General features: G+C 41.2%; 16 protein-coding genes. All 16 read left to right on the forward strand.

Annotated features, from left to right (window positions below; translation table 11 throughout):
* The 16 genes from rnc (at position 1) to lepB (ending at position 14,863) form a co-directional block, all read left to right on the forward strand.
* Entirely contained in the window at positions 1 to 717 is a 717-nt protein-coding gene (gene rnc / locus HMPREF9124_RS06670; RefSeq protein ID WP_009427981.1) for a ribonuclease III, read from the forward strand.
* On the forward strand, positions 698 to 3,958 hold the full coding sequence (gene smc, locus HMPREF9124_RS06675; protein WP_009428545.1) for a chromosome segregation protein SMC: 3,261 nt from the start codon (positions 698 to 700) through the stop codon (positions 3,956 to 3,958). Before rnc ends, smc begins: the two co-directional genes overlap by 20 nt.
* Before the next feature lie 76 nt (positions 3,959 to 4,034).
* Positions 4,035 to 4,907, forward strand: coding sequence for a signal recognition particle-docking protein FtsY (gene ftsY / locus HMPREF9124_RS06680; protein ID WP_009428076.1), 873 nt, complete (start codon positions 4,035 to 4,037; stop codon positions 4,905 to 4,907).
* A 180-nt stretch (positions 4,908 to 5,087) separates the two neighbouring features.
* Positions 5,088 to 6,062, forward strand: coding sequence for an ABC transporter ATP-binding protein (locus HMPREF9124_RS06685; RefSeq protein ID WP_009428598.1), 975 nt, complete (start codon positions 5,088 to 5,090; stop codon positions 6,060 to 6,062).
* Complete coding sequence (locus tag HMPREF9124_RS06690) at positions 6,059 to 6,679, forward strand: ABC transporter permease (RefSeq protein WP_009429418.1); 621 nt, start codon at positions 6,059 to 6,061, stop codon at positions 6,677 to 6,679. Before HMPREF9124_RS06685 ends, HMPREF9124_RS06690 begins: the two co-directional genes overlap by 4 nt.
* Positions 6,680 to 6,887: 208 nt before the next feature.
* The gene (locus tag HMPREF9124_RS06695) at positions 6,888 to 7,643 is read left to right on the forward strand and encodes an ABC transporter permease (RefSeq protein ID WP_242821610.1); all 756 of its coding nucleotides are present in this window, start codon (positions 6,888 to 6,890) and stop codon (positions 7,641 to 7,643) included.
* A gap of 562 nt (positions 7,644 to 8,205) precedes the next feature.
* On the forward strand, positions 8,206 to 8,520 hold the full coding sequence (locus tag HMPREF9124_RS06705; protein ID WP_009428284.1) for a transcriptional regulator: 315 nt from the start codon (positions 8,206 to 8,208) through the stop codon (positions 8,518 to 8,520).
* Positions 8,510 to 9,892, forward strand: a complete 1,383-nt coding sequence (ffh, locus tag HMPREF9124_RS06710) for a signal recognition particle protein (protein WP_009429106.1) — start codon at positions 8,510 to 8,512, stop codon at positions 9,890 to 9,892. The genes HMPREF9124_RS06705 and ffh overlap by 11 nt, the downstream gene beginning before the upstream one ends.
* Before the next feature lie 153 nt (positions 9,893 to 10,045).
* The gene (gene rpsP, locus HMPREF9124_RS06715) at positions 10,046 to 10,285 is read left to right on the forward strand and encodes a 30S ribosomal protein S16 (RefSeq protein WP_009534306.1); all 240 of its coding nucleotides are present in this window, start codon (positions 10,046 to 10,048) and stop codon (positions 10,283 to 10,285) included.
* A gap of 23 nt (positions 10,286 to 10,308) precedes the next feature.
* Positions 10,309 to 10,536, forward strand: coding sequence for a KH domain-containing protein (locus HMPREF9124_RS06720; protein ID WP_009428061.1), 228 nt, complete (start codon positions 10,309 to 10,311; stop codon positions 10,534 to 10,536).
* A 133-nt stretch (positions 10,537 to 10,669) separates the two neighbouring features.
* The gene (rimM, locus tag HMPREF9124_RS06725; RefSeq protein ID WP_009429555.1) at positions 10,670 to 11,194 is read left to right on the forward strand and encodes a ribosome maturation factor RimM; all 525 of its coding nucleotides are present in this window, start codon (positions 10,670 to 10,672) and stop codon (positions 11,192 to 11,194) included.
* A complete protein-coding gene (trmD, locus tag HMPREF9124_RS06730) occupies positions 11,191 to 11,922 on the forward strand; it encodes a tRNA (guanosine(37)-N1)-methyltransferase TrmD (protein ID WP_009428896.1) in 732 nt (243 codons plus the stop codon). Before rimM ends, trmD begins: the two co-directional genes overlap by 4 nt.
* Before the next feature lie 306 nt (positions 11,923 to 12,228).
* Entirely contained in the window at positions 12,229 to 13,068 is an 840-nt protein-coding gene (locus HMPREF9124_RS06735) for an ABC transporter ATP-binding protein (protein WP_009428396.1), read from the forward strand.
* Entirely contained in the window at positions 13,055 to 13,762 is a 708-nt protein-coding gene (locus HMPREF9124_RS06740; protein ID WP_009428030.1) for an ABC transporter permease, read from the forward strand. The genes HMPREF9124_RS06735 and HMPREF9124_RS06740 overlap by 14 nt, the downstream gene beginning before the upstream one ends.
* 160 nt (positions 13,763 to 13,922) lie before the next feature.
* Positions 13,923 to 14,276, forward strand: coding sequence for a 50S ribosomal protein L19 (gene rplS, locus HMPREF9124_RS06745; RefSeq protein ID WP_009429342.1), 354 nt, complete (start codon positions 13,923 to 13,925; stop codon positions 14,274 to 14,276).
* 59 nt (positions 14,277 to 14,335) lie between these two features.
* Complete coding sequence (gene lepB / locus HMPREF9124_RS06750) at positions 14,336 to 14,863, forward strand: signal peptidase I (protein WP_009428803.1); 528 nt, start codon at positions 14,336 to 14,338, stop codon at positions 14,861 to 14,863.
* The last annotated feature ends 2 nt before the right edge of the window (positions 14,864 to 14,865 follow it).

Here is a 14,865-nt window from a genome sequence, read left to right on the forward strand (position 1 = left end):
ATGACAGAGAAGGAAGAGGCGCTTTCCGCCTTGGAAGAGCGTTTGGAATATCATTTTCAAAACAGAGAATTGCTGCAGCACGCCTTAATTCATCCCTCTTACTCCAATGAAATGGGAGAGGCCAAGGAAGCCTCCAACCAGCGTTTGGAATTTCTGGGGGATGCCGTGCTGGAGCTTATTTCCAGTACCGTACTTTATCATAGAAAGCCAGCCATGCAGGAAGGGCTTATGACGAAGCTCCGTGCTGCACTGGTTTGTGAACCCGCGCTTGCCGCCGTTGCCAAGGCTCTCAAGCTCTCGGAGCACATTGTGCTGGGAAAGGGCGAGGGAAGAGAAGGAATCCAATACCGGGATTCCGTGCTTTCCGATACACTGGAAGCGATTATCGGTGCCATTTACCTGGATAGCGGTATTGAAAGTGCAAGCTGTTTTGTAAAGAAAAATCTATTAAATGATATCGAGAAGAAGCAACTGCAAATGGATGCCAAAACCATGCTGCAGGAATATTCTACGGCAAAGCACCTTCCTCTTCATTACAGTCTTTTGGAGGAATCCGGGCCATTTCATGACCGCTTTTATCGCGTAATGGTGTATCTGGGAGACACGGAGTACGGTATGGGAGAAGGAAGCTCCAAGAAAAAGGCAGAGCAGAATGCAGCATACTTTGCTTTAGAAAAAATAAAGGCGGAAACAGGGGATGTATTTAAAATCTATTGAGGTACAGGGCTTTAAATCCTTTGCGAATAAAACCGTACTGGATTTTTCCCCGGGCATTACGGGAATTGTGGGCCCAAACGGTTCAGGAAAATCGAATATCTCCGATGCTGTGCGTTGGGTTTTGGGTGAGCAAAAGGTAAAACAGCTTCGTGGTGCTTCCATGCAGGATGTGATTTTTGCCGGAACCGCAACAAGAAGACCGCAAAACTATGCCTCCGTGAGCATTTCCTTTGATAACAGTGATCATGCACTATCGCTTCCCTATGAGGAAATCACCGTCAGTAGAAGGCTCTATCGTTCAGGGGAGTCGGAATACCGTTTAAATGGTTCAGAATGTCGTTTAAAGGACATTCATGAGCTTTTTTATGATACCGGAATCGGAAAAGAGGGCTATTCCTTAATCGGACAGGGACAAATTGATAAAATTCTCTCCGGTAAGGCGGAAGAAAGAAGAGCCCTTTTTGATGAGGCGGTGGGGATTGTCAAGTTTAAAAGAAGGAAGGACATCGCCGAAAAGAAGCTGGAAGAAGAGCAAGCGAATCTGGAACGCATTCAGGACATTGTCTCCGAGCTCGAAAAGCAGGTAGGCCCTCTGGAAAAGCAATCCGAAAAGGCCAGAAAATATCTGAGCTTCCGTGATGAGCTTGTAGTACTGGAGTCAACGCATTTTTTGCAAAAGCTGCAGGATACGGAAAAGCTGTTACAGAAGCTGGAAGAGGCGGAAAAAGATCTGAAGGCCACTATCGAAGCAGAAGTCAAAAAGCAAAATGCGCTTTCCGAGTCCTTTAAGGGCTTGGAGGAAGAGCTCCTCTTACTGGATGAAAAGGAGCAGGAAATCAGCCGCGGAAACGAGGAGGACGAGAGCAGGAAAAAAACGCTCGAGGAAGAGATTGTCCGTTTAAAGGAGGCTATCTCCGGAAAAGAAAGCTCGTCGAGGCATTTTCAGGAAAGAGTCAATGCCTTAAAGGAAGAGGCATCGTCTTCCATTGGGAAAATGGAGGATTTGGTTTCTGCACTCCTTTCCATGAAGAAGAAGTTTCAAAGCTTTCTCCTCTTTAACACGGAAGAAGAGAAGGTGAAGCTTGATATTCAGCTGATTGACTCCACTATTTCGGAAGCCAAGCAAATCATCCGAAGTACCTTTTATCCCGACTTTGACTTTGATGAGGGAATACAGGAGAAGGAAGATGCGGAGGCCTCGTCTGAGGACGCGAAAAATTTCCATGCAATCGAAACGGAAATTCGCGCCTTAAAAAAAGAGGGAGAGGAAAAGCAGGAAGCCTTTTCTCATTTGCAAAGGAAAAGGGCGGACGCGGAAAAGACGGTTACGGATAAAAGAGCAAGCTTACAGGATTTCTTGCACCAAAAGGAAAGACACAGAATTCAGCTGGAAAACCTGCAAAATCTTGCCGAGCGCTATGAAGGCTTCGGACAGGCTGTTCGGAAGTGTATGCAGGAGAAAGAGCGGGAAAAAGGGCTAATCGGTGTAGTAGCCGATGTTTTAAAAACCAAACCCGAGTACGAACTTGCACTGGAAACCACTCTTTCTGGCAGTCTGCAAAACCTTGTTACGGAAGAGGAAGCGACGGCAAAGCGTCTCTTGGAGAAGCTGAAAAGAGAGAAACTCGGTCGGGCAACCTTTTTACCTCTTAGTTCGATTCGAAAGGAAAGAGACGGACGTTATGACAGCGTTCGAGGAGAAAAGGGGCTGATTGGCGTATTTGCCGATTTTGTAGAGGTACCGAGGTCTTGCGCGGGTCTCGAGAACTATCTTTTATCCAAGGTTCTTCTCGTTGACAATCTGGACAATGCCCTAGCCATTGCTCGAAAATATAAACATAGTCTTCGCATTGTCACCCTGGACGGAGAACTTCTTCAGGCCGGCGGTGCTCTTTCCGGTGGAGCTTACCGAAATTCCTCATCTCTTATTGGTAGAAAGAGGGAAATTGACGAGCTCGTGGAGACGCTGAAAGCTATGGAAAGGGAAGAAGGGGAGAAAAGGGCTTCTCTACGAAGAGAAGAGGACGCATTGCAGGAACTATCCTCTATAGAAGCGGAAAAAAGAGAAGAAATCCTGAGTCTGGATAAGCTATATCGGGAAAAACTCCTAACCTTCCAAGGTACAGTCAATGCAGAGAGGCAAACTCTCTCTACAAGAGTTGACTTCTTAACCGAACAACTTCATGACTACGGAGAAAGGCTCGAAAAGAACTTCACGGACCAGATGGATTTGGAAGAGGAAAATAAAAATACTGCCGGCTCGGTAGAAAAGGACCAAAATCAGATTCATGCTTTGGAAGATAAGATTCGCGCACTACTTGAAAAGGAAGAAAAAAGAAAAGAAAGCCTTAGCGCTTTAAAGAATAGAAGGGCGGAAATCGCAGAAGAAGAAAAGCGCTTCTACAAAGAAAAAGAAGGAATCCAGGAAGAACTCTTGCAAATTGAGAAAGAACAGCTTCGACTGGAGCATCAGAAGGAAAAACTGGAAGACCAGTCTGCCCAATCCGCGTCACAGCTCTTTGAAGACTACGGAATCGGGGTCAGTCAGGCAAAGCAGTATTTCGATGAAAATCTTTCCGATAATCCCGCACTTCCCTCTATTATTCAAGAGAAAAAGGCGGAAATGAAGGGACTAGGCTCCATTAACCTGGATAGTATTGAGCAATATACCGAGGTAAAAGAACGCTATGAATTCCTACGGAAACAGGTGGAAGACCTGATTAGCTCGGAGGAATCGCTTCGAGAGATTATTAAGGACTTGGACAGCGGGATGCGAAAGCAGTTCCATGAGAACTTCCACAAGATTCAAGAGCGCTTTAATGAGGTTTTCCGTGTACTCTTTGGAGGAGGCAGCGGAAAAATCGAAATTGATGACAGTGAGGACCTGCTGGAAAGCGGCATTTCCATTATTGCGGAGCCTCCCGGAAAGAAGCTGCAGAATATGATGCAGCTTTCCGGCGGAGAAAAGGCTTTAACTGCCATTTCCCTGCTCTTTGCTCTGCAGAGCTTGAAGCCCTCCCCCTTCTGTCTTCTGGACGAGATTGAGGCGGCACTGGATGACTCCAATGTGGTGCGCTTTGCGAAGTACCTGCATCATTTAACAAAAAACACGCAGTTTATCGTGATTACCCATAGAAGAGGAACCATGGAAAGTGCCGATCGTCTTTTCGGCGTCACCATGCAGGAAAAAGGCATTTCCACTTTGGTCTCCGTGGACCTTGTGGAAGAACATTTGCAATAACTATATCGAAATGGATTTAGTGGAAGAGCATTTGCAATAAGTAATTAGATATAAAACTATGGTATAAGGAGTAGCTATGGCGAATTTTTTCTCAAAAATTTTAAATAATCTCTTTCAGTCGGATCGGGTTGCCGATGAGGAATTTTACGAAGAGCTGGAAGAGGCTATGATTCAAAGTGATGTTTCTTATCCAAGCTGTATGCGGATTATTGATGCGGTGAAGCGCGAGGCGGATCGAAAGGGCGTAAATCTTACTAAGGATGTCCAGAAGATTTTAAAGGATTATCTTTTGGATACCATGTCAGTGGATGAGGATTACTATAATTTTGAAAAAGAAAAGAGTATCATTTCCGTAATCGGCGTAAATGGAGTCGGAAAGACCACTTCTATCGGAAAGCTCGCCTACCACTTAAAGAAAAAAGGGAAAAAAGTCATCCTTGCCGCTGCCGATACCTTCCGCGCCGGTGCGATTGAACAGCTTGTAGAATGGGGAAATCGTGTAGGGGTGGACTGTATTCACCAAAAAGAGGGCTCAGACCCGGCTGCCGTGGTTTTTGATGCTTTACAATCCTTTAAGGCAAAGAATGCGGATATTTTAATCATTGATACCGCAGGAAGACTGCATAACAAGAAAAACCTGATGGAAGAGCTCGGGAAGATTAACCGTATTATTGACAGGGAATTTGCGGAAGGCTATAGAGAGACACTGGTGGTTCTCGATGCCACTACCGGACAAAATGCGATGAGCCAGGCCAAGATGTTCAAAGACTGCTCTCAGGTCACCGGCGTGGTTTTAAGTAAAATGGACTCCACAGCAAAAGGCGGCATGGCCATTTCCATCCAGGCGGAACTCGGACTTCCCGTAAAGTATGTGGGAGAGGGAGAAAAGATCGAAGACTTAAAGCGCTTTGATGCCAAAAAATATGTGGAGGATATTTTTGCCTTTTAGAGATTTCTTCCGGCTAAGTTAAAAAAATAAAATCTATTGTAGAAGTAAATTAAATATTAAAAAACATCCAAAATCAGGCAGTATAAAATTTTATTTCTGCCTGATTTTGTTATAATGAGAAACAGTTACGATCACAAAATATCTCAAAAACTTTATAAAAATACACGGTAGGAGATTACCATGATTGAAGTGGAACATATTACGAAAGTTTATAAAGTGGCTAAAAGGGAGGCGGGCTTTCATAACGCTGTTAAAGCTTTATTTTCCCGTAAACAGGATACTGTAAGAGCTCTTAATGACATCAGCTTCAAAATTGATGATGGAGAAATTCTTGCCTATATAGGACCTAATGGTGCCGGCAAAAGTACCACTATAAAGATATTGTGCGGAATTCTGACTCCTGATAAAGGCAATTGTATTGTGGATGGCTATGTTCCATGGAAAGACAGAAAATCATATGTTAAAAACATCGGGGTTGTGTTTGGGCAGAGAAGCCAGTTGTGGTGGGATATTCCAATCATTGATAGTTTTGAATTGATTAAGGATATGTACGATATAGATAGTCGTACATATAAACAGAATGTATCGGAATTGTGCCAGCTACTGGATTTAGAGAAAATAGTAAAAACGCCTGCTAGAAATCTTAGTCTTGGTCAACGAATGAGATGTGAAATTGTAGCATCATTATTACATAATCCCAAGATTCTTTTTTTGGATGAACCAAGCATTGGTTTGGATGCGATATCTAAGTTGGCAGTAAGGGATTTCATAAAAAGAATCAATGCAGAAAAGGGAACTACCGTTATATTAACAACACATGACATGCAGGACATTGAAGCATTAACACATCGTGTAATGTTAATTGGCAAAGGCCAAATTCTCTTGGATGGAAGCATTGAAGAACTGAAAAAAAGAGTCTCGGATAAGAAAGAGATAATAATCAAACACCATGGAAAGACTCCTGAACTATGTGAAGGGATGAATTTCCTAGAACAAAAAGAAGATAAATTAAGAATCTCATTAGACCCTAAGATGATTTCTGTTTCTGAAGGAATTGCGTATTTGTCTCGAGAGACTGAACTAATTGATTTGGAAGTATCTGATATATCGGCGGAGGAAATGGTCGCAAGACTCTATAAGGAGTATCAGATATGAAGAAGTATTTATTAGTATTTAGAATTCGCCTTATAAACAATATTCAGTATAGGATGGTTACATTTGGCGCTATAGCTTCCAATATAGTATGGGTATTGTTGGAACTGATGATCTATATGGCACTGTATAATTCTGCGGGGCATGTACTGCCTATGACGTTTTCTCAAATTGTCTCCTACGTTTGGGTAAAAAGAATTGTAATGAATATGCTTGCTGTAGTTGCGTATGATGGAGAGATATATAGTGTTATTAATAATGGCGCTGTAGCATATGAACTGGTAAGGCCTATGGATCTATATGGAAAATGGTATTCTCAGGCCGTAGCCAATAGAGTCACATCTACAATGATAACTTGCATCCCGGTGTTATTGATAGCAATAATACTCCCGGAACCATATAGACTGCAGTTTCCTATGAGCGTTCTACAGGTATTTGCATTTATTGTTTCTGTCATTCTTGCACTGGGACTTGTAGTAGCGTTTGCCATGATAATGTTTATTACATTGTTTTATACGATAGCTCAACGAGGGATAAAGATTATAGTTACAGCAGTAAGCTCATTTCTATCAGGAGGAATGATTCCGATAACTTTTTTCCTGAAAAGGTATTCGCTGTAGTGAAATATCTTCCCTTTTCGTCTATGCAGAGCACTCCGTTACTAATCTATAGTGGAAATATTACCGGTACAGAAATTTTAAAAGGAATTGCTATGCAGATTTTATGGATGCTTATTTTAATTTTAATTGGAAAGGTTTTGATGAATCATTCAATAAAGCATGTAGTTGTTCAGGGAGGATAAACACAATGAGAGTTTATCTAAGGATGATGATATTGAATTTAGAAAGTCAAATGCAATATAAGATATCCTTTTTCATGACAGTTTTAGGTCAGTTTATAACAGCCTTTGCAGGATTATTCAGTATCGAATTTATCTTTGAACATGTGGACAAGATATATGGTTTTAACTATACCGATGTAATTTTGTGTTATGCGATTGTGGTTTTGTCTTTCTCAATTGGTGAAGCTTTTGCTGGCGGATTAGCAAGATTTGGTAGCATACTTGGAAATGGTGAATTTGATAGAGCATTAGTAAGACCGGGCAATGTTGTACTCCAAGTACTGGCTCCGAGTGTGGATTTTACACGTATAGGGCTGTTGATTCAGTCTGTAGGAACGCTTGCATATGCAATAGGGAGATCTGCTATTCAATGGGACTATAAAAAGATAATCACCCTTGTTCTAATGGTTGTCTGTGGAAGCATTTTGTTTTTTTCTATGTTTTTGTTTAAGGCGACATTTACTTTCTTCACTGTACAGGATTTAGATTTTTTAAATTTATTTACGTATGGAGCAAAGGAATACGGCAAATATCCGTTTTCCATTTATGGGAAGACTGTCTTATCCATTCTTACCTACATCATACCGCTGGCGTTGTTTCAATATTATCCTTTGTTGTATCTAATTGGCAGAAAATCGGAAGTGTATTATATTGGGTTTCCATTGCTATCCCTTATTTTTTTAATTCCGTGTTGCTTATTCTTTAAATTTGGTGTCAGAAGGTATAAATCGATAGGCTCTTGATCGTGATGAGAAAGAATTGAATTTATTGATGGTGAATAAGATAGGTGATATTGTTATTTTGCTTCCTAAACAAAATTAGAGGGATTCGTTTATGAGAGCAGTAGATTTGTTCTCAGATGGTTTTGCTCTATTTGATTATAGGTATTCTATTTATTAGAGCGAACGGCAGAGCAATTCGATATTTAACTGGACATGATCTTGACGAAAATATATCCAATAAAAGCAAAGAACTATGCATCATTTGTGGTAAGCAAATTATGAAATGGAGCGTATGTTTCATTATAGGGTTTGCGATAGATTTGCTTTGGGTTGGAGCTGGTCTTATATTAGCGGCTATTCTGAATACTGTTCTAATATTTAGATTAATGGTATTAAGAGTTCATTTTGAAAATGGTAAATAACCTGCCCGTTCAAAAAAATCTGCCGGCTCTTTGATGTGACCCCGAAAAGTTAAACTTTTTAAGCGTAGCAGTTTTTTTGGTCGATGTGAACCCAATAGCTGTCAAGAAAAATACTTGACAGCTATTCTTTTTTTTGTTATTTTATTGCAGCGAGGTGTGCTATGGATGAATTTGTAGAAAAAGGAAATCTATTCCTGCTTTACTCGGGGCTTTTAAAGGAAAACCAGAAAAAGGTCTATGCCTATCACATAATGGAAGATATGAGCTTCTCGGAAATCGGCATAGAGATGAATATCACGAGGCAGGCAGCACAGTACTTGTACAGTAAAGCCGACGAAAAACTTCGCTTTATGGAAGAGAATCTGCAGCTGGGAAAAAAGTGGTTGCATATTCGTGCACTGGCGGAGAGGATTGCAGAGCAAAGCGGGGATGAGGAAATCAGGAAATTAGCAGGAGAAATAATGCATGGCATTTGAAAGCTTATCAGAAAGACTAAGTACAATATTTCAAGGTTTATCCGGTAAGGGGAAGCTCTCCGAGGACGATGTAAATCTGGCGCTAAAAGAAGTCCGTATGGCACTTTTGGAAGCGGATGTGAATTTCAAGCTGGTAAAAGACTTTGTTGCCAAGGTAAAGGAAAAGGCCATCGGTGAAGAAGTATTTTCTTCCTTAAGTCCCGCTCAAACCGTAATTAAAATCGTAAAAGATGAACTTACGGCGATGATGGGTGAGGAAAATACCGAGCTGAAGCTTCGTCCCCAAAGTGAGATTACCGTCCTTATGATGGTCGGTCTGCAGGGTGCCGGTAAAACGACTACAGCGGCAAAGCTGGCCGGAAAGTTCCAGAAGATGCATAGAAAGCCTCTCCTTGTTGCCTGTGATATTTACCGGCCTGCAGCGATTGAGCAGTTAAGAGTCAATGCGGAAAAGCTCTCCATTCCCTTCTTTAGTCTGGGAAATCAGGTTAAGCCGGAGGAAATCGCCAAAAGAGCTTATGAAGAGGCGAAAGAGAAGGGATATAATCTTCTTATTTTGGATACGGCAGGTCGTTTGCAAATTGACGATGCTTTGATGCAGGAATTAAAGCGTATGAAGGCTGCCGTTCCGGTGGATTGGACAATCCTTACCGTAGACGCGATGACCGGTCAGGAAGCGGTCAATGTCAGTCAGAGCTTTAGTGAAGATATCGGCGTAGACGGTGTTATTCTTACGAAGTGTGACGGAGATACCAGAGGCGGTGCCGCTTTATCTATTAAAGCAATGACCGGACAGCCTATTTTATTCCTCGGTATGGGAGAAAAGCTTGTCGATCTTGAGCCCTTCTATCCGGATCGTATGGCCGGAAGAATTCTCGGTATGGGCGATGTCCTTTCTCTAATCGAGAAGGCGCAGAGCGAAATTGATGAAGAGAAGGCGAAGGAATCCGTTCGTAAGCTTTCCAAGGGGCAGTTCAACTATGATGATTTCATGGAGCAAATGAACCAGCTACAAAAGCTGGGCGGAATTGCCGGGATTTTAAAAATGCTTCCGGGGATGAATAAGGCGATGCAGGGAATAGACCTTGAAGACTCCGAGAAGAAGATGAAGCAGGTAAAATGCATCATTCAGTCCATGACCTTTAAGGAAAGAGCCAATCCGAAGCTTATGAATCCTTCCAGAAAGAAGAGAATTGCAAGCGGTGCCGGTGTGGATATTTCTGAAGTAAACAGACTGGTAAAGCAGTTTGAAGAAATGCAGAAAATGATGAAGCAGTTCGGCGGAGGAAGAGGAAAGCACGGCAGTCCGTTTGGCGGCGGTTTTCCCGGTATGGGCATGAAGGGCATGGGAGGAAAAGGATTTCCTTTCTAAGATAGATGAAGAGAATCGGAAATACAATTTTTATCTAAATTTCAATTCAGGATTTGATATATTTAAAGTAAGAAATTAGGCGAATATTTCATTAAACGGTTTCAACAGCATTGCTGAAGAAATAAATCAAGTGTATTTTCAAAGGAGAAAAAAATGGCAGTTAAGATCAGATTAAGAAGAATGGGACAGATCCACGCACCGTACTATCGTGTAATCGTAGCAGATTCCAGAAGCCCGAGAAACGGTAGATTTATCGAGGAGTTAGGATACTATGATCCGACTAAGGAGCCTACTGTATTTAAGGTAGATGCTGAAGCTACAAAGAAGTGGTTACAGAATGGTGCTCAGCCGACAGAAACCGTAGCTAGACTTCTCAAGAAGTTTAACATCTAACTCTACAAGGAGGGGATGCTGTAATGAAAGAACTTCTGGAGACCATTGCAAAAGCATTGGTTCAGTTTCCCGAAGATGTTCATGCCGAAATGGAAGAGAAAGAAGGAGAAGTCTTTCTCACCCTTTCTGTAAATGAGCAGGACATGGGAAAGGTGATTGGACGCTCAGGCCGTATTGCTAAGGCGATTCGTTCTGTGATGAATGCAGCTGCATCCAAGCAAAACAAGAGAATATCTATCGATATTCAGTAAAATCGGCGAGATTTATCTGGCAGTTTTGATAAGCGCTGTAAAAGCAAAGCTAAGGATTTTTGATTGCTGTACAAGTCTGTAGAGCATAAAGAAGCTTTGATTTTACAGCCCTTTTCTTTAGGAGCGGTAAACTATGTTAGAAGAATTACGAGTGGGCATTGTAGGAAAGCCTCATGGCTTAAAAGGGGAACTTAAGATCTTCCCCACAACGGATGATCCGAAACGATTTTCCGCCTTAAAGGAAGTTATTTTAAAAAAGGAAAGCAAAGGACTGATTTCCAAGGAAGAGCGAGAAGAAAGAGAGGTTTCCGCTGTCCGCTATCATAAGGATACCGTTCTTTTAAGTTTAAAGGGGATTGACAGCATAGAGCTTGCCGAAAAATATAGAGATTACTCTCTTTATGTAAAAAGAGAAGAAGCTCTCTCCTTAGCGGAAGGAGAATATTTCCTCGGAGATTACCTCGGTATGGAGGTTTTTGTCGAGGGAGAGGAGAGTCTTGGGCAGGTTTCGGAGCTTATTGAAACCGGAGCCAATCTGGTTTTTGTGGTAAAAGGAAAGGATAAGGAGTATCTGATTCCGCATGTTCCTGCCATCGTCTACTCTATAGAGAACAATCGTATCCATATTCATACCATACCGGGGTTACTCGAACTATGATGAAATTTACTGTACTGACCTTATTTCCGGAACAGGTGGAAGCCGCATTTTCCCACTCCATTATGAAAAGAGCGATGGAAGACGGGAAAATAGAGCTATGCTGTATCAATATCCGGGATTATACGAAAGATCCGCACGGGCATGTCGATGATTCGCCCTTTGGAGGCGGAGCGGGAATGCTCATGCAGGCGGAGCCGATATATGAAGCATTTTCGGAGCTACAAGAGAAGGAGAACCCCACAAAGGTAATTTACTGTTCTCCGAGAGGAAAAATATTTTCACAGAAGATTGCGGAAGAGCTGGCAAGAGAAAGTCATATCGTTTTTCTTTGCGGACACTATGAGGGAGTGGATCAGAGAGCTTTGGAGCTTCTTAACGCTGAGGAGCTGTCACTCGGTGACTATGTTTTAAGTGGTGGAGAGCTGGCATGTGCCATTATGATGGATGCCATTTCCAGAGTAAGAGAAGGCGTGCTCAACAAGAAAGAGAGCTACGAGGAGGAGAGCTTCTCGAACGGTCTTTTGGAATATCCGCAGTATACAAGACCGAGAGTATATAAGGGACTCACGGTTCCGGATGTCCTTCTTTCCGGAGATCATAAGAAAATTTCCGCATGGAGACATGAGGAAAGTTTGAAGCTAACCGAAGAGGTTCGTCCCGATCTCTATAAGCTCTATAGAGAAAGGAATCCGGAAGAATTTCAGCCTAAGAAAAAGAGAAGAAAATAGCATTTTTGCTAAATTGAAAAAGTAAATTCTAGTGCAGAAGTAAATTCTACCTAGCTTAAAAAAATCCCTAAAATCAGGCAGTTTGAAATTCATTTCTGCCTGATTTTGTTATAATAAATAGTGCATAACAACCTCAAAAAAATCTCTTTCCGGGCATGGGAAATAAGCCACAGGCAGAGTGTAAAACTTGTGAATTATTTCCTATCTGTTACGGTGGATGTGAATATAGGAATCAAATATCGGGATTTCATTGTGAAAAGGCTCAATTTTATGCCAATGATATTCCCCTGATCAAGGAGATGGTAAATGCTGGAAATCAAAGACTTGAAGAAGAGTTTTAAAGCAAAAGAAGTTTTGAAAAATTTGAATTTTTCCATCAATGAAGGAGAAATCGTCTGTTTGCTGGGGAATAATGGAGCCGGAAAGACCACCTTAATTAACTGTATTCTGCGAATGATACAGGCAAATTCGGGCTCTATACTCTTGGACGGACGAGACATTTTTACGTATAAAAACAAGGAGTATTTTTCCAAGGTAAATGCTTTGCTGGAATCCAGTGTGAATGTTTATGATTATCTTACTGGATGGCAAAATATTGAGTACTTTTCCGGACTTCTGAACATCGATTCCGGGAACGAGAAAATCAAAACATATATTTCCCTATTCGAATTGGAAGAAGCAATCCATGAAGCTGTAGGGACTTATTCTCGAGGAATGCGGCAAAAGCTGGCTTTATTGATTGCCCTAATGTCTTCTCCAAAGCTCTTACTCCTAGATGAGCCAACTTTAGGGCTGGATATACAGAGTAAGTTATCCGTTATTCAGATATTGAATACCATTATAAAAACAGAGAAAATTTCAGTATTACTTACCTCTCATCAAATGGATGTGGTACAAAAACTTCAAAGCAGAATACTGATTTTAAAGGATGGAGTCGTAGATGAATTCGATAAAACGGATTACGAAGACAAGGATTTATATATTGTTTCCTATATGAAGGACAATAAACTGGAAAGTGATGCGGTTCGAGGAAGCTTTCAGGATATTTATCAAAGCTATTATGGAAAACATGAAATTATGGAAATAAGAAAAAAAGAAAGAGACTTGGAAGAAATGCTGCTGGAGGTTTTCCATGAAACTGATTAAAGCTGAATTCAAAAAAAGTCTGATAGAGGCGGCCAGCTATTATCCGGATTATATTGTGGGCATATTAACAGATCTTTTGTTACTTGTAATAGTCATGAATACGGAGGGGGAACAAGAGGAAAAGCTCTTTGCTTATGTTTTATGGATTTTGGTAAATGGTGTTTTATCAGAAGCGTCTTTATGTATATCCACGGAAAAGCAACAGGGAACTTTGCAAAACCTGATGATTAAACCCTATTCCATTATGCAAATCATTAGCGTGAAAACCTTGGTTTGGTTTTTGCTAAATAGTGTTAAAGCTTGTATTTGCATAGGAATAGCCTCTTTGTTTATAAAACTTACCTTTCGATTTGAATACTTTTATATTGTTGTGCTGGTGTGCTTTGGCTGTATGGGGATATCCTATATACTGTCTGCATTAACCCTCATTTTTACGAAAATGGCCTCTTTTGTCAACATTGTGGGCTATCTGTTTTTATTTCTTTCCGGAAGTATCCTCTCTTTACCGGAATATCTGAACTATACCAATCCGCTATCGGCAGGTTCCCATTTTTACGCCCGAATGATTCATCACACAGCAAGTGTTAAGGATTTTTTTATTCTAATGATGCTATGTGCAGTATATTTCTTTGTAGGAAAAGAAATTTTTGCTTTTGTTTTTCGAAGAAGTAAACAGTTTAAATGGACCTATTAAGACTATAATGAAGTGTTGGAAAATAGCATTTTTTCTTGCATTTTAGAAGAGACTGTGCTATTCTATACGAGCTGTTTTGTCATAAGACAAAATATAACCCTATAATATGTTCCGCTGACGAGACCGTGTATGAACATAGAATGTTTTGGAGGACTTGTATATGTCAAATTTTGAAATCATTAGAGAAATTGAACAGGCACAGTTAAGACAGGAAGCCTTAGCACCGTTCAACACAGGAGATACCATTAAGGTATACAACAAGATTAAAGAGGGTAACAGAGAGAGAACCCAGATTTTCGAGGGAACCGTTTTAAAGATTCAGGGTGGTTCCAACAGAGAGACCTTTACCGTTCGTAAGTCCAGTAACGGTGTAGGCGTTGAGAAGACCTGGCCGATTCATAGCCCGTTCGTAGAGAAGATTGAAGTAGTTCGTAAGGGTAAGGTTCGTAGAGCGAAATTGAACTACCTTCGTGATCGTGTTGGTAAGGCTGCTAAAGTTAAGGCTGCGAAGTAATTTAAACCATACAGTACAGGTGTTCCTTTCGGAGCACCTGTTTTTTTCTAAGGAGTGTTATGAAAGAAAGAACGATTTTTCAAAAGTTTATTCATACTCTGGTGGACATCCTTGTTCTTCTTTCTTTGGCCTGGTTCATTGTTTACAGCTTCTTCTCCCTTTACCGGGTTTCGGGACACAGCATGGAGACAGCTCTTTCCACAGGCGATACCGTTCTCATTGATGAGCTGAGCTATCGTTTTATTAAGCCGAAAAGGATGGATATCGTGCTGTTCCAAAGAGCGGATAAGTCTTATAATATGAAACGGATAGTCGGTCTACCCGGTGAAACCGTGATTATTCAAAATGGGAGAATCTATATTAACGGAGAGCTTCTGGAAACAACGAAGATTTCTCCCATCGCTTTACCGGGTTTGGCCAAGAATCCCGTAGAGCTTGGGAAAGACGAGTATTTCCTTATTGGAGACAATACGGATTCCTCGGAGGACAGTCGTTTTCAAAATATTGGAAATGTGCATTTTCAGCAGATACGGGGAAGAGTCTGGTTTCGCCTGCTTCCTCTTCGGAAAATGAAGCTCATAGTATAGAA

The sequence above is a fragment of the Oribacterium sp. oral taxon 108 str. F0425 genome (assembly GCF_000214455.1).
In the GTDB taxonomy this organism is placed as follows: domain Bacteria; phylum Bacillota; class Clostridia; order Lachnospirales; family Lachnospiraceae; genus Oribacterium; species Oribacterium asaccharolyticum.